The sequence below is a fragment of the Sphingobacterium sp. SYP-B4668 genome, from assembly GCF_027627455.1.
Classification (GTDB): Bacteria; Bacteroidota; Bacteroidia; order Sphingobacteriales; family Sphingobacteriaceae; genus Sphingobacterium.
The window spans coordinates 2,768,351-2,792,769 of sequence record NZ_CP115483.1; the positions used below are offsets into that span (position 1 = coordinate 2,768,351).

23 protein-coding genes are annotated in these 24,419 nt (G+C 40.4%); 12 read left to right on the forward strand and 11 right to left on the reverse strand.

Annotated elements, in window-relative coordinates; translation table 11 throughout:
- Positions 1-62 precede the first annotated feature (62 nt).
- The 6 genes from OQ289_RS11495 to OQ289_RS11520 all read left to right on the forward strand — a co-directional run bounded on the left by OQ289_RS11495 (position 63) and on the right by OQ289_RS11520 (position 5,801).
- Complete coding sequence (locus tag OQ289_RS11495; RefSeq protein WP_270087007.1) at positions 63-392, forward strand: Rieske (2Fe-2S) protein; 330 nt, start codon at positions 63-65, stop codon at positions 390-392.
- Positions 393-672: 280 nt separating this feature from the next.
- Positions 673-1,212: an SRPBCC family protein gene (locus OQ289_RS11500; protein ID WP_270087008.1), complete on the forward strand. Its 540-nt coding sequence runs from the start codon at positions 673-675 to the stop codon at positions 1,210-1,212.
- A 141-nt stretch (positions 1,213-1,353) separates the two neighbouring features.
- Positions 1,354-2,355 (forward strand): NAD(P)H-dependent glycerol-3-phosphate dehydrogenase, encoded by a 1,002-nt coding sequence (locus OQ289_RS11505; RefSeq protein WP_270087009.1) that lies wholly within the window; start codon positions 1,354-1,356, stop codon positions 2,353-2,355.
- Positions 2,356-2,363: 8 nt separating this feature from the next.
- Complete coding sequence (gene hemF, locus OQ289_RS11510; protein WP_443020408.1) at positions 2,364-3,257, forward strand: oxygen-dependent coproporphyrinogen oxidase; 894 nt, start codon at positions 2,364-2,366, stop codon at positions 3,255-3,257.
- 23 nt (positions 3,258-3,280) lie between these two features.
- Positions 3,281-4,522 carry a M16 family metallopeptidase gene (locus OQ289_RS11515; protein WP_270087010.1) on the forward strand — a complete coding sequence of 414 codons (1,242 nt, stop codon included), beginning with the start codon at positions 3,281-3,283 and terminating at the stop codon, positions 4,520-4,522.
- Positions 4,506-5,801, forward strand: coding sequence for a M16 family metallopeptidase (locus OQ289_RS11520; RefSeq protein ID WP_270087011.1), 1,296 nt, complete (start codon positions 4,506-4,508; stop codon positions 5,799-5,801). The genes OQ289_RS11515 and OQ289_RS11520 overlap by 17 nt, the downstream gene beginning before the upstream one ends.
- Positions 5,802-5,849: 48 nt before the next feature.
- Here the strand turns inward: OQ289_RS11520 and OQ289_RS11525 are convergent, their stop codons facing one another.
- From OQ289_RS11525 to OQ289_RS11555, 7 genes are all read right to left on the reverse strand, one after another.
- Positions 5,850-7,262 carry an exonuclease domain-containing protein gene (locus OQ289_RS11525; RefSeq protein WP_270087012.1) on the reverse strand — a complete coding sequence of 471 codons (1,413 nt, stop codon included), beginning with the start codon at positions 7,260-7,262 and terminating at the stop codon, positions 5,850-5,852.
- 73 nt (positions 7,263-7,335) lie between these two features.
- Positions 7,336-8,058 (reverse strand): tRNA threonylcarbamoyladenosine dehydratase, encoded by a 723-nt coding sequence (locus OQ289_RS11530; protein ID WP_270087013.1) that lies wholly within the window; start codon positions 8,056-8,058, stop codon positions 7,336-7,338.
- Positions 8,059-8,061: 3 nt separating this feature from the next.
- Positions 8,062-8,721: a TatD family hydrolase gene (locus OQ289_RS11535; RefSeq protein WP_270087014.1), complete on the reverse strand. Its 660-nt coding sequence runs from the start codon at positions 8,719-8,721 to the stop codon at positions 8,062-8,064.
- A gap of 72 nt (positions 8,722-8,793) precedes the next feature.
- Positions 8,794-10,083, reverse strand: a complete 1,290-nt coding sequence (locus OQ289_RS11540) for an anthranilate synthase component I family protein (RefSeq protein ID WP_270087015.1) — start codon at positions 10,081-10,083, stop codon at positions 8,794-8,796.
- A 3-nt stretch (positions 10,084-10,086) separates the two neighbouring features.
- A complete protein-coding gene (locus OQ289_RS11545) occupies positions 10,087-11,364 on the reverse strand; it encodes an adenylosuccinate synthase (protein WP_270087016.1) in 1,278 nt (425 codons plus the stop codon).
- A 127-nt stretch (positions 11,365-11,491) separates the two neighbouring features.
- Positions 11,492-11,986 carry a Fur family transcriptional regulator gene (locus OQ289_RS11550; protein ID WP_033562442.1) on the reverse strand — a complete coding sequence of 165 codons (495 nt, stop codon included), beginning with the start codon at positions 11,984-11,986 and terminating at the stop codon, positions 11,492-11,494.
- Between the two features lie 79 nt (positions 11,987-12,065).
- Entirely contained in the window at positions 12,066-14,276 is a 2,211-nt protein-coding gene (locus OQ289_RS11555; protein ID WP_270087017.1) for a RelA/SpoT family protein, read from the reverse strand.
- A gap of 149 nt (positions 14,277-14,425) precedes the next feature.
- Between OQ289_RS11555 and OQ289_RS11560 the strand changes: the two genes are divergently transcribed.
- From OQ289_RS11560 to OQ289_RS11585, 6 genes are all read left to right on the forward strand, one after another.
- Entirely contained in the window at positions 14,426-15,067 is a 642-nt protein-coding gene (locus tag OQ289_RS11560; RefSeq protein ID WP_270087018.1) for a DUF4294 domain-containing protein, read from the forward strand.
- 14 nt (positions 15,068-15,081) lie between these two features.
- Positions 15,082-15,573, forward strand: coding sequence for a glutathione peroxidase (locus tag OQ289_RS11565; protein ID WP_270087019.1), 492 nt, complete (start codon positions 15,082-15,084; stop codon positions 15,571-15,573).
- A gap of 60 nt (positions 15,574-15,633) precedes the next feature.
- On the forward strand, positions 15,634-16,353 hold the full coding sequence (gene bshB1 / locus OQ289_RS11570) for a bacillithiol biosynthesis deacetylase BshB1 (protein WP_270087020.1): 720 nt from the start codon (positions 15,634-15,636) through the stop codon (positions 16,351-16,353).
- 175 nt (positions 16,354-16,528) lie between these two features.
- Positions 16,529-16,918 (forward strand): diacylglycerol kinase family protein, encoded by a 390-nt coding sequence (locus tag OQ289_RS11575; protein ID WP_270087021.1) that lies wholly within the window; start codon positions 16,529-16,531, stop codon positions 16,916-16,918.
- Positions 16,919-17,263: 345 nt separating this feature from the next.
- Entirely contained in the window at positions 17,264-20,050 is a 2,787-nt protein-coding gene (locus tag OQ289_RS11580) for an outer membrane beta-barrel protein (RefSeq protein ID WP_270087022.1), read from the forward strand.
- Positions 20,047-20,832, forward strand: a complete 786-nt coding sequence (locus tag OQ289_RS11585) for a GLPGLI family protein (protein WP_270087023.1) — start codon at positions 20,047-20,049, stop codon at positions 20,830-20,832. The genes OQ289_RS11580 and OQ289_RS11585 overlap by 4 nt, the downstream gene beginning before the upstream one ends.
- Before the next feature lie 36 nt (positions 20,833-20,868).
- On the opposite strand, the gene OQ289_RS11590 is transcribed toward OQ289_RS11585, so the two are convergent.
- Genes OQ289_RS11590 through OQ289_RS11605 form a run of 4 tightly spaced genes read right to left on the reverse strand, consistent with a single transcriptional unit; the run spans position 20,869 to position 24,349 of the window.
- The gene (locus OQ289_RS11590; protein WP_081981083.1) at positions 20,869-21,678 is read right to left on the reverse strand and encodes a phosphate ABC transporter ATP-binding protein; all 810 of its coding nucleotides are present in this window, start codon (positions 21,676-21,678) and stop codon (positions 20,869-20,871) included.
- Positions 21,633-22,436 (reverse strand): PstA family ABC transporter permease, encoded by an 804-nt coding sequence (locus tag OQ289_RS11595; protein WP_270087024.1) that lies wholly within the window; start codon positions 22,434-22,436, stop codon positions 21,633-21,635. Before OQ289_RS11595 ends, OQ289_RS11590 begins: the two co-directional genes overlap by 46 nt.
- Positions 22,437-22,479: 43 nt before the next feature.
- On the reverse strand, positions 22,480-23,376 hold the full coding sequence (gene pstC, locus OQ289_RS11600) for a phosphate ABC transporter permease subunit PstC (protein WP_270087025.1): 897 nt from the start codon (positions 23,374-23,376) through the stop codon (positions 22,480-22,482).
- Positions 23,366-24,349, reverse strand: coding sequence for a PstS family phosphate ABC transporter substrate-binding protein (locus OQ289_RS11605; protein WP_270087026.1), 984 nt, complete (start codon positions 24,347-24,349; stop codon positions 23,366-23,368). Before OQ289_RS11605 ends, pstC begins: the two co-directional genes overlap by 11 nt.
- Between the last annotated feature and the right edge of the window lie 70 nt (positions 24,350-24,419).

Consider the following 24,419-nt stretch of genomic DNA (forward strand, 5'->3'; position numbering starts at 1 on the left):
TGCTGTTTTTTTTAATTGCACAAAGATAGAAAATTCAAACTAACTAATGCATATATTTAAGTATGCAATGGATTGAGATTCCAAAAAGTTATTTAGCCAGCCCTAGTCAGATTACTTTGGTAAAACTACCTGAGTTGAACTTTTGTTTGATCAAAAATGGTCTCCATTGGGCTGCCTTTGCTACCAAGTGTCCGCATGCTGGAGCCTTGTTATCTAGTGGCTGGTGCGAAAATGGACGGATAATATGCCCCCACCATCGTCACGCTTTCTCCTTAGATAGTGGTCGCGGAGACCCTGGGCAAGGTGATTATCTAAAAATATTTCCCCTTAAAGAAGAAGCCAATAAACTTTATATAGGACTGGAAAAGCCGTGGTGGAAGAAGATTTTCTAAAGACACCTATCTGATCACCATGTTGATTTAATACAGAATTTATCGTTAACTTTATTTAACTAGCTCTTGTTTCATGAAAGATGGAAGTTAGTTTAGCGCGTAGCGACGATTATTATTACAACGATTGTAACCAATTTAGGGACTTTAATACTCCTGTTTTTTTTACCGGGTACTGTGTGTAGCGACACCCCCATATACTGGTAACGATAAGCTCAAATGCAATGTGAGGATTTGCAAGGGTTGATACACCAATGAATATTACACGATAAAGTATATACCTATGAAAATTCTAAAAATTATCCTACTAGTGGTGGCTATACTTATTGCAATACCACTTATTACGGCTCTATTTGTGAAAAAGGACTATGCCGTTGAGAGAGAAATTGTCATTAACAGACCCAAGGACTTCGTATTTGATTACATCAAACTCCTCAAGAATCAAGACAACTTTAGTAAATGGGCCACGATGGATCCCCATATGAAAAAGAGTTATGACGGCATAGATGGGACAGTAGGTTTTATCTCGGCTTGGGATAGCGAGCAAAAAGACGTTGGCAAGGGTGAGCAGGAGATTAAGAAAATTGAACCTGGAGCACGCATTGATTTCGAATTGCGGTTTATCGAGCCTTTTGAATCCAAGGATCAGGCACATATGACGACTGAAGCGTTATCTGATTCTACTACCCGTGTCAAGTGGGGATTCGACGGGCACATGGATTATCCAATGAATATCATGCTGTTATGCATGGATTTTGACAAAATGCTTGGTGGAGATCTCGAAATTGGGTTACAAAACTTGAAAACACAGCTAGAGAAATAATAAATTCTTAAAGCCCCAAATACTGCTATCCGCTTCAATACCTCTCAGGGTTGGAGCGGATTATCCTGCGAATAACCTTTATTACGCCTTTAATTTGAGTATATTTGCAACGTTAAGTTTGAAAAAAATTAACAGACGTGTATGCAATATAAGAAAATTGGTGTCATTGGGAGCGGCAGTTGGGCCACGGCAATGATTAAGATGATGACGGACAATACTGCTGAAAAAACTATTCTCTGGTGGGTCCGCAAACAGGAGGATAGGGACTATATATTAGCGTATAGGCACAATCCTAGTTATTTAAGTGCTGTAGAAATAAAATTGTCCCGCGATCAAATATCCACTGATGCTTTGAGCATCATACAGAAATCGGACATCATAATCTTAAATACTCCTGCCGCTTATTTAAAGGCTGCGCTCCGGGACGTCAAGCCTGAGCACCTAAGGGGGAAGGTCATTGTCTCCGCCATAAAAGGGATCGTTCCCGATGAAAATCTAATTGTCGGTGAATATTTGATGAAATTTTTTGATGTTGATCTTGCAAATATTGTTGTAATAGGTGGACCATGTCATGCCGAAGAGGTCTCCTTGGAAAAATTGTCGTATCTGACATTAGCTTCCAAAGAAATTGAAAATGCTCAATTAATAGCGGAAATTCTGCAAAATAGATATATAAAGACAATAATATCTGCCGACGTCTTAGGTGTTGAATATGGTGCAGTATTGAAGAATATATATGCATTAGCAGGAGGAATTTGCCATGGATTAGGCTTTGGAGATAATTTTCAAGCTGTCCTCGTGTCCAACGCGATACGAGAGATGGAGACTTGCCTAGATGTAATAGACCCGCAGGAGCGGGAGATTAATGCTTCGGCATATCTTGGCGATTTACTGGTTACGGCATATTCTCAATTTAGCCGCAATCGAACTTTCGGCAATATGATTGGTAAAGGCTACAGTGTCCAATCGGCCCAGTTGGAGATGAATATGGTTGCAGAGGGGTACTATGCGTCAGCCTGTATACAACGTGTCATACAGCAATACCAGCTGGATATGCCCATTTGTGAAGCCGTTTATGAAATACTATACCAACACAAATCCGCTTTGCAGACCGTAAAAACACTTGCAGACTCCTTAAATTAATATTGATTATGACAAGAGACCACATAACAGATACATATAAGAAGATACAAGACGAAATCACTCAAGCATTGGAACGATTGGATGGAAAAGCCAAATTCCAAGAGGAGATATGGGAACGAGAAGGTGGCGGAGGAGGGCGCACACGCATTATACAGGGAGGCAACCTTCTGGAAAAAGGCGGAGTCAATTTTTCTGCTGTCCATGGCACATTACCCGCTCCTATAAAGAAAGCTTTCGGTGTAGATGAAGATCAGTTTTTTGCGACGGGTGTTTCTATCGTTCTACATCCCAATCATCCTTTGGTTCCGATCATCCATATGAATATCCGTTATTTTGAACTGAACGAACAACTTCGATGGTTCGGTGGCGGGATAGATCTAACTCCACATTATGTATACCCACAAGATGCAACCTACTTTCATCAAGCCCTTAAGGATACTTGCGATAAATACCATCCAAATTTTTATGGCGAATTTAAAGCTTGGGCAGATCGCTATTTCTACATTAAACATCGTGATGAAACGCGAGGGATAGGGGGCATTTTCTATGATAGGCTCACTCCCGAGAAAACGGGGCTTTCCTACGAAGAGATTTTTGACTTTTCCTGTGATTTGGGACGTACATTTGCGCCAGTCTATATTGAACTTGCTAATAGACATCGCGATGAACTTTTCACCCAAGCGCAAAAAGATTGGCAACTCATTCGTCGCGGCAGGTATGTTGAGTTCAATTTGGTGTATGATGCAGGTACCAAGTTTGGATTGGAGACAAATGGCCGAATAGAGTCTATACTCATGAGCCTTCCTTCGCAAGCAAATTGGGCGTACGATTACAAGGCAATCCCTGGATCGGCAGAAGAAAAGACACTATCCTTGCTAAAGCAAGGAATTGACTGGGTTTAACAATTTTATGGATAACGATTTTTATGATCAAATTTGAGAAATTTATATTAGACAACGGTCTTCGTGTACTGGTCCACGAAGACCATCATACCGCCATGGCCTGTGTAAACATGCTGTATGACGTAGGTGCGCGAGATGAATCTCCCGATCAAACCGGCTTTGCTCATCTATTCGAGCACCTTATGTTCGGAGGGTCGGTCCATATCCCCAGTTATGACACTCCGCTACAACAAGTTGGTGGCGAGAACAACGCTTTTACCTCAAATGATATTACCAACTACTACATCACTCTTCCTGCTGTTAATCTAGAGACTGCTTTTTGGCTAGAGTCTGATCGTATGTTAAGCCTCGCATTTTCGGATCAAAGTTTAGAAGTTCAACGACAAGTCGTTATAGAAGAGTTTAAACAACGCTACTTGAACCAGCCCTATGGAGATGTATGGCTTAAATTGCGTCCATTAGCTTATCGAGAGCACCCCTACAAATGGGCGACTATTGGCAAAGAACTCGCGCATATTGAAGAGGCTAAAATGGAGGATGTCAAAGCATTTTTCAAGAAACATTATAATCCACAGCATGCCATCATGGTTGTCACTGGAAATGTGACGTTCAACCAAGTACGTGATTTAGCGCAGAAATGGTTTGCTGATATCCCAGCAGGGGAGAAGTATCAACGTAATCTCCCTACTGAGCCGTTGCAGACAGAAGCTCGAAGACTTGAGGTAGACGCAGATGTGCCTGTGGATGCTATACATATCGCGTTTCACGGTCCTTCAAGAATGCACCCGGACTATCAGGCTATGGACTTAATATCTGATGTGCTTTCTCGAGGAGCTTCCTCACGACTATACCGTCGATTAGTTAAAGAGAAGAAAATTTTCAGTGAGATCAATGCATACGTCACAGGTAGTATTGATGGCAATTTATTTATCATAGAAGGGAAGCCAAGTAGTGGTATCTCTGCTAAAGATGGTGAAGAAGCTATATGGATGGAACTAGATATACTTAAGCATCAAGAAGTATCCGAAGAGGAATTGGAGAAAGTGAAGAATAAAATTGAGTCGACATTGGTTTTTGCAGAGCTTTCCATATTGGACAAAGCAATGAACCTCGCATATTACGAGCTTTTAGGTGATGCCCATGGGTATAACTCCGAGATTGATAAATACCTAGCCGTCCGCCCTGAAAATATCCAGAGTCAGGCCTCGCAAATCTTTAGACCAGAAAACTCCTCCACACTTATCTATCATGCAAAATCAAAATAATTTAAATAGATCTTTACCTCCCCAATTCAACAGCATTGACGGTATTCAGCTCATTTCACCAGTAGAGTCTATATTCGAAAATGGTCTTGGGTTATTTTTGTTTGATAGCCCGGGACAAGAACTTGTCCGTCTAGAGTGGATATTTAACAATGTATTTGACGAAAACGAAAATCCGCTTTTGAATACAACGCTCAGCGCTATGATAAAGGAAGGAACATTGGATATGTCAAGTGCTGAAATTGCAGAGGTTGTCGATTATTATGGCGCCTACCTGATTCCGGAATACAGCTACGACCAGACAAGTATCACTTTGTATGTACTCAACAAGCATATTGGCAAGCTGCTACCGGTTATCAAGCAACTATTGACGCAGGCAACTTTTCCGCAAAACGAGTTGGATACCTACGTTCGGAATAATAAACAAACCTTAAGTATCTCGCTTCAAAAAAATGACTTTGTAGCGCGTCGATTATTCTACACCGATATATTTGGTGAAAACAGGTACGGTACCGTTCCTACTGTAGAACAGTACGATAGTATAACTCGGGAACAAATTATCGACTTGTATACTAAGCAAGTGCAACCCCACAATTGTAACCTTTTCATTTCTGGAAAAATTGATAGTACCCTGATGGGCGCAATTACTACCATTTTTGGTGAACAATGGGCCGCCACTCATCCTGAAATTAGTTTAAGCGCACCTATATTAAGGGCTACTGATGGCAAGCTGATTTACGAAGAGAGAAAAGAAGCACTACAATCCGCCATACGACTCGGCTACCCTATTATTGGGAGAAGCCATATTGATTTCCCGGAAGTACAGGTGGTGAATACACTTCTCGGCGGTTTTTTCGGATCTCGATTAATGCGGAACATACGGGAGGAAAAGGGATACACCTACAGCATAGGCTCTGCAGTAGCAAGTTTGAAGCACGGTGGTTTTTTTACGATTGCATCAGAAGTAGGGGCGGAGTTTACCCAAGCTACCTTGACCGAAATTGATACGGAGTTGGATAAACTACAGCAAGAATTAGTTTCTGAGGAAGAGCTTGCAACGGTGAAAAGCTATATGTTAGGCTCTATGCTGGGAAGTCTAGAGAGTATCTTTTCCCATGCAGATAAGTTTAAAAATGTACACTATTCGGGCATATCCCTTGATTACTACGATCGTTACACCCAGGCTGTCAAGTCAATCACAGCACAGCGTGTAAGGGATATTGCTAAAAAGTACTTTAGGAAAGAAAATCTTGTCAGAGTTGTGGTTGGTAAATTGGACTAACTGGCGATAACCGATACGATGAGAATGGAAAGGAGGGATTCGCCTAGGTTATCCCTCCTTTCTATTTTCCATTATGGTAGATAGTGATGGTATATCTGTCACTTTCTGAGGATTACTTTCTAAATATTGACGTATCAACTGCATCACATAATAGTTGCTCGTACACAAATCCTTTGAGCCAATCATGTCCTCAATAGATTGAATATCCTGATATCCATCAATAAACCCCATCGCATATAGATTATTGTCCTTAACATAGATGTAACTTTGTTCTTCATCTGTTCGTCCCTTATCGACGATAACATAGCTTCTCTTATTTTCGCCCAATGATCGTATGGCTAAATACACCTTGACATTATACAACGCTTGGGTCGGAAGTTCGTGCGATTCTACTGGAAGATTTCGGTCGCCTCTTTGTGCCCCAGACGGCGAATAGAAGTTACACAGAAGTGGATCCAAGCCGTATTCATCTATCAAACTCAACAACATTTGATTAGCTTCATATGGACGTTCAAAATAGAGGATGCAACGCACTCCCTTGGCAACTTTAGTCACCGCCAGCCGTTGGTATCCTTTCATATCTTCGTATGACAAAATCCCGATTTTGGGCTCATACTGTTTAAGTGCGCGGTTATGTACAGGCCAGTGCTTCTTAATCAGGTTATATTCCATCAACAACGCCATCAATTCGGTTCCAGAAAGTATAGCCTCGATGTCGTGGATTTCGTTTACAAATAACTGCCGTTTGGCAGTCGTATTATTACCCGTGAAGTGACTCAGTACACGTTTTCTAATATTGATTGCTTTGCCTACGTAAATAATTTGCCCCTTATTGTTGCGAAATATATAAATGCCCACATCAGCAGGTAATTCTTCAAATACAGACCTTTCGATGTGAGTAGGTAACAACTGCTCCTTAGCGTGTGGTTGAAGAAACGAATCAATCAGTCCCTTTCCATTTGCATTTAGTATCTTTTCAAATAGCAATACTGTCGCTTTAGCATCACCGGCGGCACGATGGCGATCTGTCAAAGGAATATCCAAACTTTGACAAATCCGCCCTAGGCTATAAGATGCATAGCCTTTGAAAATACCACGGGACAACCTCACGGTACACAGTTTGGGAGCTTTCCAGGTATATCCTATTTTTTTGAACTGAGCGTGTACAAATGAATAATCAAAATTTACATTGTGCGCAACGAAAATTTTCCCTTCCAGTAGCTTGAAAATTTGCTCACCCACATCTTCAAAGCGAGGAGCATCCGCTACCATTTCAGGGGTAATGCCTGTCAATACCTGGATATGATATGGAATATCGCACTCCGGGTTTATCAACGTCTGATAACTATCTATGATACGAACACCATCGTGGACATAAATAGCAATCTCTGTGATACCACCTTTGTCCGCATGACCTCCAGTAGTCTCAATATCTACTATGGCGTAGGTATTACCCTTCATACAACTCATTTTTTTAGTATAGGTACAAATGTAATACTAAAAAAAATAGTTATGACATTCGAGTTTAAAAAAACTATGGATTCATCAAATCTCTAATGGCGACAGAAGCGATAGCCCCACCAAATGCAGCAGGCAAGTAGGACATCGTTCCATAGGCTGATTTTTTAAAATTACTGCCGTCCGTATAGAGAAGTGAATTTTTATCCGGTAGTTCCGTTGAGAACGCGACCTTTACACCATCACGAATTCCGTGCTTACGCAGCTTCTTTCGAATATGATGAGCTAGTTTACAGTTGTAGGATTCGCTAATATCTGCAATTCTAATCTTGGTCGGATCGACTTTTCCTCCAGCGCCCATTGAGCTTACAAAAGGGATCTTAGCATCCAATGCTAAGCGAATAAAGAACAGCTTGGGGGTGATGCTGTCAATCGCCTCTACACAATAGTCGGGCTTGAGGTCCAATAAAGCTGGAATTTTCTCAGGAATAATAAAATCTTCAACGACAGTCAAATCCAATTCAGGATTGATTGCTAACAATCTTTCTTTCATAATCTGCGCCTTTGCTTGACCATGATTGATAGCCAAGGCAGGCAATTGACGATTGCGATTAGTAGGATCTACCGTATCCCCGTCGATGATGGTCATTTTTCCGACACCTGCACGGCAAACGAATTCGGCGGCAAATGATCCTACACCACCTAAACCCAGTATCATAACATGTGATTGTGCTAATTTTTCTAACGCTGGACGCCCCACGAGTGCTTCCGTGCGTGATAGCCATGATAAATCTTTCATAAATTAATGAAAAACAGATTGATAATTTTTAAATATTTGTTCTTGAAGTTGTGACACTTCGACATTTCTAATTTTTGCAACATATTCATAAATAGATGCTATAGGCACCGCCGCTGTATCTGTTTCCAAAAAGAATCTATCGGAAGGTATCTCCATTAATAGACTGTCCAAACGGCCCTGAAAGACTGATTGTCCAAATGATAAAAGATAACCCTTTCTCAATAACGAATCCGCTAGCGACTTATTTTTCTGAAAACCGTGGAAAATAACACGCCCGCTGTGCGGGTGATGCCGGAGCAATTCAACCACCTCTTGAAAAGCTCGAACGCAATGTACAATCAAGGGCATACGGTGGGTTTGCGCCAATTGAATCTGGGCGACAAAAACTTCTCGCTGTAAAGTGAAATCTGTTGACGTAACTTTGTCCAACCCACATTCGCCGATACCGATAATTGCCTTTTCTGTAAGCAAATCATTCAATCTGTTGAATAGATTATCAAGAGTTCTGTAATCAATATCCCAAGGGTGTATGCCAGCTGTACTAAGTCTGTGTTGCACATTCTCGGCATGGTTTAGGGCTACATTATGGATACGCAATATCTGAGAAGAGTCATCTTCTATCCCTGTGTTATGTGTATGTATATCGATAAAAACGGCAGCCATATGTTTGCAAGTTGCAAATCTCCGAAAAATAATTGAGCTAATAAATTTTATCTACCAAATGGGTATAGATAATTAGGAGATAGAGGTTTTTAGGGCTTCAAGTACTCCCTTTGCTTTGAGCAAGCATTCGGCATATTCTTGTTCACCAATTGCTTGGTTGGTAATTGCTCCTCCGGTGTGAAAGGAAAGATATCCCTCGGACGCATTATAGAGTAGCGTACGGATTACTACGTTAAAATCAAAATCATCGACACCCATAAAATAACCAACAGCTCCTGAATAGATTCCTCTTCTCGTATTTTCAATTTGATCGGCTAGTCTCATCGCTGCAATTTTGGGAGCGCCTGTCATAGAGCCTGCTGGGAAGGTATTCTTTATTGCTTGTAAATCGCTGACTTCACTTTGTTTTTCACAAGTGATTGTAGATACCATCTGATGGACCTGTTGAAATGTTTGTATTTCAAATAGCCTATCAGCTTTGACAGTTCCCTTCACGGCACTTCGGGTCAGGTCGTTGCGCACCAAATCTACAATCATTACATTTTCCGCAATTTCTTTTTTTGATGCTAACAGCGCAGAAATACGTTGTCTATCCTCGGTCACGGTAAGCCCCCTTTTTGCGGTCCCTTTTATGGGCTGAGAAATTAGTTGCTTTCCTCTCTTGGCCAAAAATCGTTCAGGCGATGCAGATAGGATAAATTTATCCCGAAATTTAAAGAAACAAGAGAATGGGGCAGGAGATACTTGACAGAGACGCTGGTACACCTGAAAGGGAGCTATTTCAATATGTTCTGCATAGAATTCTTGACAAAGATTGACTTCATAGATGTCTCCTTGCTGAATATGAAGTTGCATGCTATTGAATGCTGCTAAGTATTCTTCTTTGGACCATCGTTGTCGAATCTCACCCTTAAATACTTTTTCTAAGCTCGAAACTGGTGTATTATTAATCTCATTGAATATTGACAAAGGGGAGGGGGCAAAGATGCGCACACAATCCGCATTTATTTTTATGACAATTTCTGGAACGAAGAATAATGCTGATGGAAATCCAAGACGGTCTACATGCCTGCTTTTCATACTTTCAGTCTCATTCTTCAGGTCATACGAAAAAAAACCAGGGATAATAGGTGAAGCAGTTTGTTGGTTGACAAATTGTTGTATTTTTTCAAATGTATCAGTATCGTTTCCAATAAAAGTCAATTTGGCTTTTACAGCTAAGCAAACGTCAAATTTTGACCATTCGTCACTAATACCATTAGCATTAAAGAAGCAAATTTCATCAAATTGCTGTGCCCAATGCAAAGCCTTTTGATGAAATTTGCTAGATGAATCGACAACAAAGCTGTCTTCGACCCACATGGATTATTTTGATAAAGTTAATGTTTGCTTACGATCAGGACCTACAGACAGAAACGTAATCGGTACCTCCAAAGCTTTTTCTAGATAATCGATATAATTTTTTAATGCTGCTGGAATCTCATTTTGCGAGGTAATTCCAGTCAGATCTTGACTCCAACCTTCGATCTCCTCCAATATAGGCTCAGCTTCATTTGTAATGATTTCATAAGGCATGTAATCGATTACTTGACCGTCATGTTTATAATGCGTGCAAGCATAAATCTTGTCAAATGTATCCAACACATCAGCTTTCATCATAATCAATTCAGTAACACCATTTAGCATGATGGCATACTTCAGTGCGGGGATGTCAATCCATCCTGTACGCCTTGCACGCCCAGTGGTAGCGCCAAACTCATGGCCTAACTGGCGCAACTTTTCACCGACTTCATCATGCAATTCTGTAGGAAAAGGACCACCACCTACGCGAGTAGCGTATGCTTTAAAAATACCAAATACTTTTCCGATTTTATTTGGAGCGATACCAAGACCCGTACAAGCGCCCGCTGTTGTCGTATTGGAAGAGGTGACGAATGGATAAGAGCCGAAATCTACGTCCAACAATGTTCCTTGAGCTCCTTCTGCCAATACGCGTTTGCCTTCCTTTAGATACTGATTGACCAAGTGTTCAGAGTCGACATGTGGGATAGTTTTGATATATTCGATTGCCGCCAAGAAAGCTTCTTCTTTTTCAGAAAAATCAGGAATTTCGCCATAATGCGACAAGATTGAAAGATGTTTTTCCTTTAGTCTCTCGTAGCGTTCTTTGAAGTCAGCTAAAGTAGTATCACCCACGCGTAGCCCATTACGCCCGGTTTTGTCCATGTAGGTTGGACCAATGCCTTTCAATGTAGAGCCTATTTTACCAGCCCCCATCTTAGATTCCGATGCAGCATCTAACAATTGGTGGGTAGGAAGGATCAAATGAGCCTTGCGAGCCAATACGAGATTACCTTTTCCAACAGGATCGAATCCAGCTGTCTTTAAATTATCTAGTTCCCTTTTTAGGATAATTGGATCGATAACAACACCATTCCCAATCAGATTCATTGTACCTTCATTGAAGATACCGGAAGGGATTGTGTTCAATACGAATTTCTTGTTATCAAACTCCAACGTATGTCCGGCGTTAGGGCCACCTTGGAAACGAGCGATTAAATCGTATTTAGGACATAGTACGTCCACGATCTTACCTTTACCTTCATCGCCCCATTGCAGGCCCAAAAGCACATCAACTTGCATAGCTTTTTTGTATTGAGATTAAAAAAATATTTAGATAATGATATATTCTAAAATAAAAAAGTTCGGAAAAATAACGGTAGTCGTTTTTCCGAACAAATGTAACACAATATTTTACGAATAATGAGAATTAATTTGAAATAACCACTTTTGAGGCCTTTTCTTTAATACTCTCTTCTTTTAGACGACAGTCTTCACATACGCCGTATAGATTTAAAGAATGGTGTTTGATATCGAACTTCAGCAGGTCACCCATCAGACTCTGTATTTGGTTAATGCGGGGGTCGCAAAACTCAACTACCTTATTGCATTCTATACAAATAACATGGTCATGCTGTTTAAAACCGTACGACTTCTCAAACTGGGCCATATTACGTCCAAATTGGTGTTTGGTAACCAAGTCGCAGGACACCAATAGCTCCAATGTGTTATATACGGTAGCACGACTTACACGGTACTTTTTGTTCTTCATGTGGATGTACAACGACTCCACATCAAAATGATCCGAACGCGAGTAAATTTCTTCAAGAATAGCGTAGCGTTCAGGAGTCTTCCTTAGACTTTTATTTTCTAAGTAAGCTTCAAATATTTTTTTTACTGTAGCGTAATTTTCTGATGGATTCATATCTAAACTAAGATTCTTTACAAATTTACCAAATTAGATTCAAATTAATGACTTTTTATAAATTGTGAGATTCAACTGATTAATTTTCCGACTCATATCGCGTTACACCCGTGATACCGTTGATATTTCTCAGATTCTTAATCAAATTTTCCAACTGGTCTGTATCATTCACGAATACCATGATATTTCCTTCAAATATACCTTCGTTGCTTGAAATAGAAAGCGATCGTATATTCACCTTAAATTCCTGGGATATAACAGTTGTAATTTTATTGACCAAGCCCACATCATCTATTCCGACAATGCGCAGCCCAGTAAGGAATGCTACATTATTACTGGTTGACGAAGACCAGTTGGCTTTCAAGATACGATAACCATAGTTCGCCATTAATTTAGAAGCATTTGGACAACTCGTGCGATGAATCTTAATTCCGTCATTAACAGTCAAAAATCCAAAGACATCATCACCAGGTATCGGGTTACAACAAGGAGCAAGGGTATAATCGATTTTTTGCAAATCATCTCCAATCAACAGTGTATCTAAATCCTTTTTGTTGATCTTTTCAACCAAACCGCTAATATGCGAATTGAATTGGCTCTGCGAAGTATCGATTACTTTTTCACTTACCGCATACTCTCGAAGATTTTTAATGTCGATCAGCCCCTTTGCTACATTATAAAATAGCTCCTGTGAACTTGGAAATTTAAAATAATTCGAAATCTTATTGATATTATCCGTGTTATAAGTAATCTTTAGCGATTTCAACTTCCTTTCCAAGATTTCTTTTCCATCTTCCGCCACCCGCCGTTTTTCCTCCTTAAGTGAAGATCGTATTTTCGACTTTGCTTTGGCCGTGACTACAAAATTAAGCCAATCCTCTTTAGGAGTCTGTTTACTAGAGGTAATGATTTCAACCTGGTCACCATTTTGTAATTTGTGGCTTAGGGGGACAAGCTTGTGATTCACTTTGGCTCCAATACAAGTCGCGCCAATATCCGAATGGATTTCAAATGCAAAGTCCAAGGCCGTCGCGTCGTGCGGTAGTTGAATCAATGTTCCCTTCGGCGTGAAAATAAAGATTTCATCCGAGAAAAGGTTCATTTTAAAATCGTCCACAAAGTCTAATGCATTTGTGTCTGCACTGCTAAGGATATCCCTTACCTTTCGAATCCAGAGGTCCAATCCGCTATCCGAATTAGATTCTTTATATTTCCAATGCGCGGCAAAGCCCTTTTCTGCAATTTCGTTCATTCGTTTGGTTCGAATCTGCACTTCGACCCATTGGCCTCTAGGCCCCATCACAGTAGTATGGAGTGATTCATACCCATTTCCTTTAGGAGATGATATCCAATCGCGTAGGCGGTCAGGGTTGGGTCTGTACAAGTCCGTCACGATAGAGTACGCCTTCCAGCATTCCGTTTTTTCCTTCTCGTATGGTGTATCTATGATGACACGAATCGCAAATAAATCATACACCTCTTCAAAGGGGATTGATTTTTTACGCATTTTATTCCAAATGGAATGGATGGATTTCGGTCGTCCGAAGATTTCGGCCTTGATACCCTGTTCCTCCAAAATCTCATTGACAGGACCTATGAAATCGGAGATAAATCTTTCCCTTTCCGCCTTCTTTTCATTTAGTTTCTTCGCTATAAATTTATATGTGTCGGGGTCTGTATACTTCATGGACAGATCTTCCAACTCGGATTTAATGGCATATAGCCCTAGTCTATGCGCAAGAGGTGCATAAAGATAGCTCGTCTCAGAGGCAATCTTTAGCTGTTTGTCTCTTGCCATGAATTCCATGGTACGCATATTGTGTAAGCGATCAGCCAGCTTGATGAGAATCACACGGACATCATCGGCCAATGTCAAGAGCATTTTTCGGAAGTTTTCTGCTTGCATGGAGCTATTCGGGTCAAATATGCCCGATATCTTTGTTAAGCCATCGATAATCCGTGCAACTTTCTTACCGAATTGCTCTTCAATTTCGGTAAGTGTAATAGCCGTATCCTCCACGACGTCATGCAACAATGCACACACGATAGAAGTCGTACCCAATCCAATTTCATCTGCAGCAATTTTTGCAACAGCAATAGGATGGAATATATATGGCTCACCAGACTTACGACGCATTTCCTTATGGCTTTCGAGGGCCAAATCGAATGCTTTGCGAATCTCTTGTTTATCTCCTCGTTGTAAGGTAGGCTTACATGCTCTTAGTAAATCTCTATATCTTTTACGAATTTCTTTATTTTCAGCTTCTATATCAATCACATACTCTTTCATAAACTTGCTGTAATATTTTGGGATACTTCCAATATTTATTCTTAAATTAGAATAGAATAAAGTACCTTTATGTGTCTAATGGTGTTCTCTGAATAAATGTAGTAAAATTATTTAACAGAATGAAAAAATAGACTTTTTTTGATGTGAAAATGAATATTAAGCATTTTTTTGGTTTGGTATTAATGGGTAGCTTGACCTCACTAGTCGAGGCGCAGACACTTACTAAGCCGCATTATGGCGCTGGGCAACCAGAGGTAGTGGAGCACTATCCCACCACCACACTAGACGATGGTGAGGTGGTCCCCTGGTTTCCAATTCCCGAAGTAGTCGTGACGGCAAAGCGCGTATGGACTAGCGAAGATGCGAGATTACAATATTTAAGACTAAGAAGAAATGTCCTTAGGGTCTTGCCCTACGCTATTTATGCGCAAAAGCGCTACGATCAGCTCGATAGAGATCTCGCTTTAGTGGATGACGAAAAGATACAAAAGAGGCTAATTAAAGCCTGTGAGGAAGAAATTAAGGAGAAATTCACAAAAGAAATTAAAAACCTCTCTATAACACAAGGCAAGATCTTGATTAAATTAGTAGATCGGCAGACCGGCAAGACTAGCTATGATATGGTCAAAGAGATGAAAGGAGGACTTACCGCTTTCTTTTACCAAGGGATCGCTAGAGTAGTGGGGCATGATTTGAAGAATACCTATGACAAGAGTGAAGACTTTGAAATTGAAAATATAATAAGAGGCATGGAAAGGACCCGGCAGGTTGCCTCTCCACCGCTTCCTTAAATCAAACATATACCATGCAGTCCATTTACAATTTTCATGCTTTAGAATTCAATGGTGAGAAAAAATCTCTTGGGGATTACCATGACAAAGTATTGCTAATTGTAAATACAGCTAGTAAATGTATGTTTACTAAGCAGTATAAGGGGTTGGAAAAACTTTATCAAAAGTATAAAGACAAAGGGTTCGAAATCCTCGCTTTCCCATCAGACAATTTTAATCATCAAGAACCGCTCACAGGCATACGCTTAGAGACATTTTGCAGGCTACAACAGCAAATTACTTTCCCTGTTTTCAAACGGACGCATGTCGTGGGTGAATATGTGGACCCACTCTTTAAATACCTTTCCCATAAAGAACTCAACGGCAAATTTGATTGCAGGCCACTTTGGAACTTTCATAAGTACCTCATCAATAGAAAAGGAGAGGTAGTTGACTATTTTTATCCTTTCACAGGCCCCAACACTGCTAGATTGCATCGTAAGATTGAAACATTGCTAAACGAATAATGACAATATCGTGAAGGTAAAATTCATACCTTTGTCAGCAACTATAAATGATGTTACGACATGAAGTTAGATTTATTGGTTATGACCGTGCATCCTGACGATGCCGAATTGGGAGCAGGCGGTGTTATTGCAAAATATGTTGATGAAGGAAAAAAGGTGGGAATTATCGACCTAACACGAGGTGAACTAGGCACGCGTGGTACGGCCGAAACGAGAGCCTACGAAGCTGCCAAAGCAGCTGCTATTCTAGGTGTCAGTGTTCGCGAAAACTTAGGTCTAAGAGACGGATTTTTTGAGAATCGAGAGACTGAGCAGTTGGAAGTGATTAAATCAATCCGAAAATTCCGCCCTGATATCGTTATTACAAATGCACTATCCGATCGGCATCCTGATCATGGAAGAGCTAGCCAGTTAGTCAATGATGCACTTTTTTTAGCAGGTCTAAGGCGCGTCGAGACGACCTTGGATGGTCATATACAAGAGCCTTTTAGGCCACGTCTACAGTTACAGCTTATACAAGACTTATTCATAAAGCCGGATATTGTCATTGACATTACTCCCTATTGGGATGTTAAGGAACAGTCCATATTGGCATACAGCACCCAATTCAATTCTGTGGGGGAGGAGGATGGGCCACAAACTTATATTTCAAATCCTGACTTTATGAGTTCTACAAAAGGTAGGGCCCAGGAGTTGGGACGGAGCATACAAGCCAAATATGCAGAAGGCTTTACCTCACGCAAAATACTGGGCGTATCGGATTTATTTCAATTAGTATAGCCTAAAAAGGACTGCTTTCTTTTAGAGTTTACATGTTTGAGTTAGCTAAATATGTGCAATATCTACAGGTATGTGCTAAAGTATAATTGCGTATCAATACAAATTTGACTATGTTTAAAGGTCGTTTTGGTGTAACTTTGGTGTAACAAAGTATTCTATGTTTTCCATATAGCTGATGCAAAAATCCAATAAACAAAATGTCTTTAAGACTCAGATTGCTAGTTTTAAGTACGCGCTTGAAGGACTTGTCTTGCTCTTTGGGAAAGAGCGCAATGCAAAGATACATTTGATAGCAGCTGTCTTAGCGGTGGCTTTTGGCTTCATGCTAGAGATCTCGATGTTAGAATGGTGTATTGTCATACTCTGCATTTCGCTAGTAACGGCTTTGGAAGGATTGAACACGGCATTAGAGCATTTGTCGAACACTGTAACCAAGGAATATCACCCCAATATCAAAAAAGTAAAAGATATTGCAGCGGGAGCCGTACTCATCGCAGCTCTCGGAGCGCTAGCGGTAGGGCTGATTATATTCTTACCCAAATTAATATCCACCCTGCTTCACTGATTTTAATATCTGTTAGGAATATTACCTAATGGCACCTTATTCGGTATCTGTGACCGTCATTTTCTTTTAGGTGTATATTTACTCGCGAGCTTCATTTCATTAGATTTAATATGTGCCTTTTTGGCCAGAACCACATCACTATTTTGAGCGTGATACCCTCGCTATGCCTATTCAGCTTTACGCTTTAAACACCTTGATGCTTAAGAGCGCCCGCAAATTAAACCCTTCCTGATTTTAAGGGAATTTTAACTCATTTATTAAATAATGTTAAATTATTGATTTCGTATTATTTTTAAATAAATGTACCCTATATTTACGAATAGTTCGTAAAACCTATTCTGAATTATGGTAAAATATCTGGTATTCTTCCTCGCGGCGTGCCTCTGTAGTACGGTCATGGCCCAATCTAAGCTAATTGTGACTGGGACGGTCATAGATTCCAAGGACAAAACCGCACTTGAAAGGACTTCTATTGTCTTGCTGAACGCAAAAGATTCTATTTTAGTCAACTTTGCTAGAGCAAATCCTGACGGTAAATTCACACTTTCCAATGTAGATACTGGGCGCTACCAGTTGATCGTCAATTATCCGCAATATGCGGATGTTGTCAAAGACATCAAGATCACAGATCAACCTGTAGACGTTGGCAAAATCGAGCTGTCAAAAGCCGCAATTTTATTGGAAGAAGCGCAGGTCACAGGTAAGATTCCGGTTGTAATTAAAGGGGATACGGTAGAGTATGATGCGGCTAGTTTTAAGGTAGAGGAGGGTGCGAAAGTTGAAGGCCTCTTACGTGTGCTCCCCGGCGTCACCGTCAATCCAGACGGATCTATTACAGCACAGGGAAAGACTGTCAAAAAAGTACTTCTTGATGGTGAAGAGTTCTTTGGCGATGACCCCACATTAATCACTAAAAATATAAGAGCAGATATGGTATCGAAAGTTCAGGTTTATGAAAAAAAGTCTGAACTTGCAGATCGTACGGGTATTGATGATGGTGTGCGCGATCAGACGATAGATATAAAACTCAAGGAAGACAGTAAGAAGGGCGCGTTTGGCGAGTTGTCAGCAGGCCTAAGTCCGGATAAATACTATAGTGCGACTGGCGTAGTCAATCGATTTAAAGGCGCCCAAAAGATTGCTATTTTCGGAACTGCTGGCAACGAGGGAACGGTTGGATTGGGTTTTTTCTCGAATCAAAAATTCGGAGTAGGTAGCTCTTCCATGGAAACAATGGATGGTGGTGGCATCTTCATAACGAGCAACGACGATGATAGTTTCAGTGGTAGATTTGAAGGCAATGGGGTGCCAAAGTCCATAAATACAGGCGCAAGCTATTCAGATAAGACAGCAAATAGCAAGCATAAAATCAATGCCAATTATAAATATTCCCGTCTTCAAGTAGACAACAATAACCGGACATTCATGCAAAATGAATTGCCGGGCTTCTCACGTATTGAAAATAACGAATCCACGACCAACAACCTTACTCAAGGGCACAATACGAATGTAAAGTATGATTTACAGTTGGATTCGAGTTCGACGATGACCTTTACGCTTGGTTATAAGAACAGTAATAGAGAGAATCGTTCTTCCTCCAACGGATTGGAGCAATCCTTAGAATATGACCCCATCAACGAGTCTATAGGTCGCTCTTTCGAAGAGGCCAAATCAGATAATGTAGACTTCTCAACATATTACACCAAGAAATTTGCCAAACCCAAAAGATCCTTAACATTCAAGATAGCAGCCAATAGCAGCGATCAAGATAGCAAAAATCAATATTTTTCCAGTGTTGAATATCTCAAAAAAGACAGTATTGATATCGTGGACCAGTATAAGCACAATCTTTCCGACAATAAAGGGTGGAGTGCATCTGTCAATTACTCTGAGCCCATTACCAAACGCCTTACGGCAACTGTGGGCTATGAATATAACGACAACCGGAGCAAATCGCTTAATCAATCTTTCGATCGAGACCCGATTACCCAAGAGTATACCAATCTAGATGAGGATGTTTTGAATGATATACGCTACAAATACAATAGAAATACGGGAAACCTTGGGTTCAATTATGTATCGGACAAGACCACAATTAATCTGACCAATAGGGTGACAGCATCTCGTAATTTCCGAAATGACTACGTTGACCAACGTATATTGGATATTGATCAGCTTTCGTATAATCCCAACTTGAACATCAATTATAAGCTGTCCAAAAGTAAAACGATCCGACTCAATTATTATGGAAATACTATCCAACCCAACTTAAACCAAATTCTTCCCCTTCGGCAAAATACCGATCAAAAAACCACATTTTTACCAAATGAAGATTTAGAAGCTGGTTTCAGAAATACCGTTTCAGTTTCCTACAACTCGTTCAAGCAACTCAAACAACAATATTTCTATGTAAGTATCTATCTGGGCAATACCAGTGACAATATCACCTCATTTGTGACGATTGACCCCACAACAGGCATGCGTACCCTTCAATATGTAAATGTGTTTGATAAGAAAAATTTAAATGGAAGTATATATGGAAGTTTTGATTTCAACCTGAAGAAGAAATATAGTTTGAAGTCCTCCGTTGGACTATCGCTCGACTATAATGCAGGATACAACTATATCACCGCAACAACCTCTTCCCCAGAATTGAATCTTGGAAAATCTGTCAATTATTCTGCAAATATTGGATTCAACAGGCATGTTGAGCGTGGTTTTACCTTTTATACCAATCTCAGACCTGGAGTTTCGTTCATGAGTTCAAGCGTTCAACCCCAAAATAATAGTAAAGCTTTCACATTCAGGAGTTTTAGCAATGTCAGTTACCTGTTCTCAAAAGAATATAGAGTTGCTATAGACATGGATCAAGACTACCAAGCCGCTACTTCAGTTTTTAATAAAGCAATCAACAATTACTATGTCAATGCATACGTATCAAAAAAATTCTTTAAGGACAAGAGTCTCGAGACAAGGGTATCCGTCAATGACTTATTCAACCAGCGGAATGGCATCCGAAGAAGTCAGTCGGGATCAACATATACGGAAACTCAAAATGACGTAATCAATAGATATTTTATGTTCAAAGTCATATACAATTTTACAACAATGAAAGGAGGGAGCCAAAAATGATTAAGCAAGCAATCCTAGTAATCTGCATCCTGTTTTCGCTTCTCGTTCCTCAATCTGCAAGTGCACAGTACGCGTTCTTCGCGGATAATGGTACGGTTACATATGAACGAAAACTACACCTTCACAACTATATTAAAACTCAACTCAAGCGTACCGATCAGGACCATGTCTTTTCTAAAATGTTCTTAGAAGATCTTCTAAAAAATGGGCCTGCTGAAGTTGTTACCAAAAACACATTAAAATTCAGCGACCAAGAGACCTTCTTTGAAAATTTGGTTGAAGAATATCCCGCTAGTTATCGCAATATTATCCGTAATCGAGAATATTACAGCGAATCCAAGACCTATGTCAATTTTAAGAACAAAACGTTCAAAAAGCTGCTTCCTTTTGGTGACGATGAATTATTGATGGTAGATTCGATTCCTACAGTAAAGTGGAAATTCACCAACGAGTATAGGACTATTGCTGGTTATGATTGTAGGCGAGTCAATGGTGTTATACAAGACTCTATTTATGTTGTGGCATTCTACACGCCCCAAATTCCTATTTCTGGAGGCCCCGAGTTGATTAATGGTCTTCCTGGGATGATATTGGGTGTGGCCATCCCCGAACTTAATCTCAATTATTTTGCTTCCAAGGTCGAGCTGAACAATAGTCCAGTCCCGACATCCTTGACCAAGAATAAGAAAATAGTGCCGGAGACGAAACAACAAGCCACCGAAAACTTAAAAAAACTTATGAGCTGGCTTTCTAATCGAGATTTTATGAGAATGTTCTTATAATCTCGCTATTCAGACATAGCGTATGTCAAGAGGTTATTAAGAGATAAACCCCTTGACATACTGTCTGGTTATTTCATGTTGCGGATTGAGCAAGATTTGCTCTGTTGGTCCGAACTCTAGAATTTCGCCATTGTATACAAATGCAATGTAATCTGACACGCGTCTTGCCTGACGTAGGATGTGCGTCACCAGTACAATGGTGTAATCCTTTTTGAGTTCGATTAGTAGGTTTTCAATCGTCTGCGTTGATACGGGATCCAAGGCTGAAGTAGACTCGTCCCCAAGGATAATCTCGGGTTCCACAGCTAGTCCGCGAGCCAAACATAGCCGTTGTTGCTGGCCGATAGATAGTCGTGTAGCAGACTGGTCAAGCCTGTCCTTTACCTCTTCCCACAGTCCCACATTCCGAAGTTGATCTTCCACTATTTTATTCAATTTCTTTTTATCCCTCACCCCATGTATACGAGGTCCATATGCGATGTTGTCAAAGATTGACATAGGCAAAGGAAATGGTTTTTGGGAAAGAAGGCCCATTTTTTTTCGGATATGTGTCACCTCTGCACCTTTTGCATAGATATCTTCTCCATTTACCAATACGGAGCCCTTTACCTCGACTCCTTGTGTGTCGTCCAATAAACGATTGAGCGTTTTCAGAAGTGTCGTTTTACCACACCCCGAAGGTCCGATGATAGACGTTACAGAATTGTTCGGCAGTGCAAGATTGATATTTTTCAGGATATGATTGCCCTCCATGTATACATTGAGATCCTTGATCTCCAAATGAGGCATTCCCAAGGCTTTTATATCTTGTGTTTCTTCTGTTTCGCTTGTAGGATATGTGTACATAAAACGATGGTTAAAATGATAAATGATAGTATGAGTGCGGAAGCATACGCTCTACCTTGCACTTCTGGAATAGGACTACTTAATTGAAAAAAAATAGCCAATGGCAGAGTAGCAGCCGGTTCATCAATATATTTTGGAAGATTATCGCTGAATCCAGAGGTTAGTAGCACCCCGGCAACATCTCCTATAGAACGACCAAATGCAAGCAAGATAGCTGTTAGAATGCCTGGCTTGATATAACGGATGAAGATTTTAGCAACCTCCCAGCGGGTCGTTCCCAAAGAGAGTGTTACATGTTTAAGGTCTCCAGGTATTGTTTTGATAAGCTCATCCACCGTACGTACCACGATTGGCAATGTCAAGAAGGTAATGGTGATTATCCCGCCAAGTAGCGACGCCCGGATACCCATCCACACCATCAAGCTAAAAGCAACTGCCCCGTAGACAATGGAAGGTATGCCAAACAAAACGTCAAAAAGCAGTTTTGATAGCCTGGACAACCTAGATCCAGCTCGGATATAGATATTCATATATATTGCAATAGGTACCCCAATAAGCGTAGCCAAGAAAGTCGCGGCCCCTGCTAAATATAAAGAGCCCAATATCGCATTCAATACACCTCCCTCTTTGCCTATGTAAAATCCGCCTTGCGGTACCTGTGAAACCATTTCCCAAGATAAGTAGGGTAGCCCCTTGTACAAGATTGTTCCCAATATGAAAAACAAGGAAGCCGTCACCGTCATTCCTGATAAACGCATAAACAATTTTGCAATGCGTTCTTTTAGAAGTCTTGTTTTGACACTAGCCATTATATTTCCCTTCCAATTTATTCAAGATTAACCTAGATACTAGGTTGAACAATAATATAATCACGAATAGCAGCAACGCTGCAAACATCAAAGCCGAATCGTAAAGTGGTATCGACATCATTTCTCCAAAGTTATTTGCTATCAATGCAGGTATGGGATATCCAGCATCAAAGATTGAAGTTGGTATCTTAGGTACGTTACCACATACCATTAGCACCGCGATGGTCTCCCCAAAAGCTCTGGAAATAGCCAGTACCGCTGCAGCAATGATTCCAGGCTTTGCCTTTATCAAGGTCACATGTTGAATAGTCTCCCATTTTGTAGCGCCTAATGATAAAGACGCGGATTTCACCTCGTAAGGAATCGTTTGCAACACCTCTACCATTATACTGATCATGATGGGGAATATCATGACAGCAAGCACAATACCTCCAGCCAATACACTATACCCAGATGTATGTATACCAAACATAGGCGCTATGTATTCCTGTATCGCTGGTACTACAAAAAGTACACCCCATACACCATATAGTACCGGTGGGATTGCTGCAAGAGTATTCACCAAGGGTAGCATCATATTTTTTAGCGATACCGTTGCATATTCTGTTAAGTATACAGCTGTCAAAATACATAGCGGCGTAGCAATTACCAATGCAATCATTGTCACGGACAATGTACCCATTATAAACGGCAGGAATCCAAAATCTCCCTTCATAGGTGACCACACTTTTTGGGTCAGTAAAGAGATGATATTGGTAGATTCAAATAACGGGATTGATTTGATGGACAATCCGATACCGATGAGCGCAACAATGGAAATCGACAAGATTAGCAGTACAAATGTCGATCGTTGTATAATTTTGTCTTTTAGAAGTCTACTATTGAACATTTTGTATTTTTTTCAGTTCTATATCTACAACATCTTGATGAAGTGGCACATATCCATTTTCAAGCAAGATACTCTGGGATTGCTTTTCCAAAACAAAAGCGATGAATTTTCTAATTAATGCAGACTCCGGTTTGCCACGGGTCACAAAAGTTAGATTTCTAGAAGGAGGAGAGGGGTACCTACCCTTAGATACCGCCTCCGTTAGGTCGTCGATCGAGCGATAGAAGCTTTCTTCTTCATCAATTTTTCCATTTTCATTCAGATCCAAAGGCAGTACGTCTATATCCTTCGCGACCTTTTTCGTTTTAAGGTCATATACGTAGTTTATATTGTTAAATCCGATGGCATTTGGAGCATCCTTGATGGCTTGTGCAATACCAGGGTCGCCGAATATCCCAACACCACTTAAGTCCTCTTGTTTATGCCCTAGGAAGTTTGCCCAAGTTTCAGCGGCTCCGGCAGCGTCAGAGCGCACATAGATGGCTATAGGCTCCTTCGTCAACCTTGCATCTAGTTCATTCCATGTTTTATATTTTTTTAGTACAAAAAGATTCTCCAATTCAATCCTTGTCACTCCTCGCTCCATGAGAATGGCGTAATTCGGATGGTTGCTATTGATGGTGCAGATCACAGCATCCTTTGCTACATGAATAGGATAAGCATGTCTTTCGATCTCCTGTGGATGCAAATCCCGAGACACTAATCCAATGTCGACCATTTCTGTTAGTGCATCTGCAATTCCTTTTCCTGCGCCACCTGCTGAAATGTTAAATCGTACGTGAGGATGTATTTTCTTGAAATCTTCACTCCACAAGACCACTAATGGATACAAAGCAAATGCACCTGAAACGGATATATTACCCTCATATCCTCTTTCCTCACTATATCCACTCTTGGTTTTCGGAGCACATGAATATAACACCAGTATCATTAACACACTATACAACAGTGTTTTACGAGCTATTTTATGCATTTACTTAAAGTCTATAGAAGTAATCATGTATATTTTATAACGACAAATATATATTAAATTGGTAGATATT

Excerpts from the sequence above, each read along its gene's own strand:
- OQ289_RS11495 (WP_270087007.1), top strand. The coding sequence starts at position 63 with ATGCAATGGATTGAGATTCCAAAAAGTTATTTAGCCAGCCCTAGTCAG.
- OQ289_RS11500 (WP_270087008.1), top strand. The coding sequence starts at position 673 with ATGAAAATTCTAAAAATTATCCTACTAGTGGTGGCTATACTTATTGCA.
- OQ289_RS11505 (WP_270087009.1), top strand. The coding sequence starts at position 1,354 with ATGCAATATAAGAAAATTGGTGTCATTGGGAGCGGCAGTTGGGCCACG.
- hemF (WP_443020408.1), top strand. The coding sequence starts at position 2,364 with ATGACAAGAGACCACATAACAGATACATATAAGAAGATACAAGACGAA.
- OQ289_RS11515 (WP_270087010.1), top strand. The coding sequence starts at position 3,281 with ATGATCAAATTTGAGAAATTTATATTAGACAACGGTCTTCGTGTACTG.
- OQ289_RS11520 (WP_270087011.1), top strand. The coding sequence starts at position 4,506 with ATGCAAAATCAAAATAATTTAAATAGATCTTTACCTCCCCAATTCAAC.
- OQ289_RS11525 (WP_270087012.1), bottom strand. The coding sequence starts at position 7,262 with ATGAAGGGTAATACCTACGCCATAGTAGATATTGAGACTACTGGAGGT.
- OQ289_RS11530 (WP_270087013.1), bottom strand. The coding sequence starts at position 8,058 with ATGAAAGATTTATCATGGCTATCACGCACGGAAGCACTCGTGGGGCGT.
- OQ289_RS11535 (WP_270087014.1), bottom strand. The coding sequence starts at position 8,721 with ATGGCTGCCGTTTTTATCGATATACATACACATAACACAGGGATAGAA.
- OQ289_RS11540 (WP_270087015.1), bottom strand. The coding sequence starts at position 10,083 with ATGTGGGTCGAAGACAGCTTTGTTGTCGATTCATCTAGCAAATTTCAT.
- OQ289_RS11545 (WP_270087016.1), bottom strand. The coding sequence starts at position 11,364 with ATGCAAGTTGATGTGCTTTTGGGCCTGCAATGGGGCGATGAAGGTAAA.
- OQ289_RS11550 (WP_033562442.1), bottom strand. The coding sequence starts at position 11,986 with ATGAATCCATCAGAAAATTACGCTACAGTAAAAAAAATATTTGAAGCT.
- OQ289_RS11555 (WP_270087017.1), bottom strand. The coding sequence starts at position 14,276 with ATGAAAGAGTATGTGATTGATATAGAAGCTGAAAATAAAGAAATTCGT.
- OQ289_RS11560 (WP_270087018.1), top strand. The coding sequence starts at position 14,426 with ATGAATATTAAGCATTTTTTTGGTTTGGTATTAATGGGTAGCTTGACC.
- OQ289_RS11565 (WP_270087019.1), top strand. The coding sequence starts at position 15,082 with ATGCAGTCCATTTACAATTTTCATGCTTTAGAATTCAATGGTGAGAAA.
- bshB1 (WP_270087020.1), top strand. The coding sequence starts at position 15,634 with ATGAAGTTAGATTTATTGGTTATGACCGTGCATCCTGACGATGCCGAA.
- OQ289_RS11575 (WP_270087021.1), top strand. The coding sequence starts at position 16,529 with ATGCAAAAATCCAATAAACAAAATGTCTTTAAGACTCAGATTGCTAGT.
- OQ289_RS11580 (WP_270087022.1), top strand. The coding sequence starts at position 17,264 with ATGGTAAAATATCTGGTATTCTTCCTCGCGGCGTGCCTCTGTAGTACG.
- OQ289_RS11585 (WP_270087023.1), top strand. The coding sequence starts at position 20,047 with ATGATTAAGCAAGCAATCCTAGTAATCTGCATCCTGTTTTCGCTTCTC.
- OQ289_RS11590 (WP_081981083.1), bottom strand. The coding sequence starts at position 21,678 with ATGTACACATATCCTACAAGCGAAACAGAAGAAACACAAGATATAAAA.
- OQ289_RS11595 (WP_270087024.1), bottom strand. The coding sequence starts at position 22,436 with ATGCGTTTATCAGGAATGACGGTGACGGCTTCCTTGTTTTTCATATTG.
- pstC (WP_270087025.1), bottom strand. The coding sequence starts at position 23,376 with ATGTTCAATAGTAGACTTCTAAAAGACAAAATTATACAACGATCGACA.
- OQ289_RS11605 (WP_270087026.1), bottom strand. The coding sequence starts at position 24,349 with ATGCATAAAATAGCTCGTAAAACACTGTTGTATAGTGTGTTAATGATA.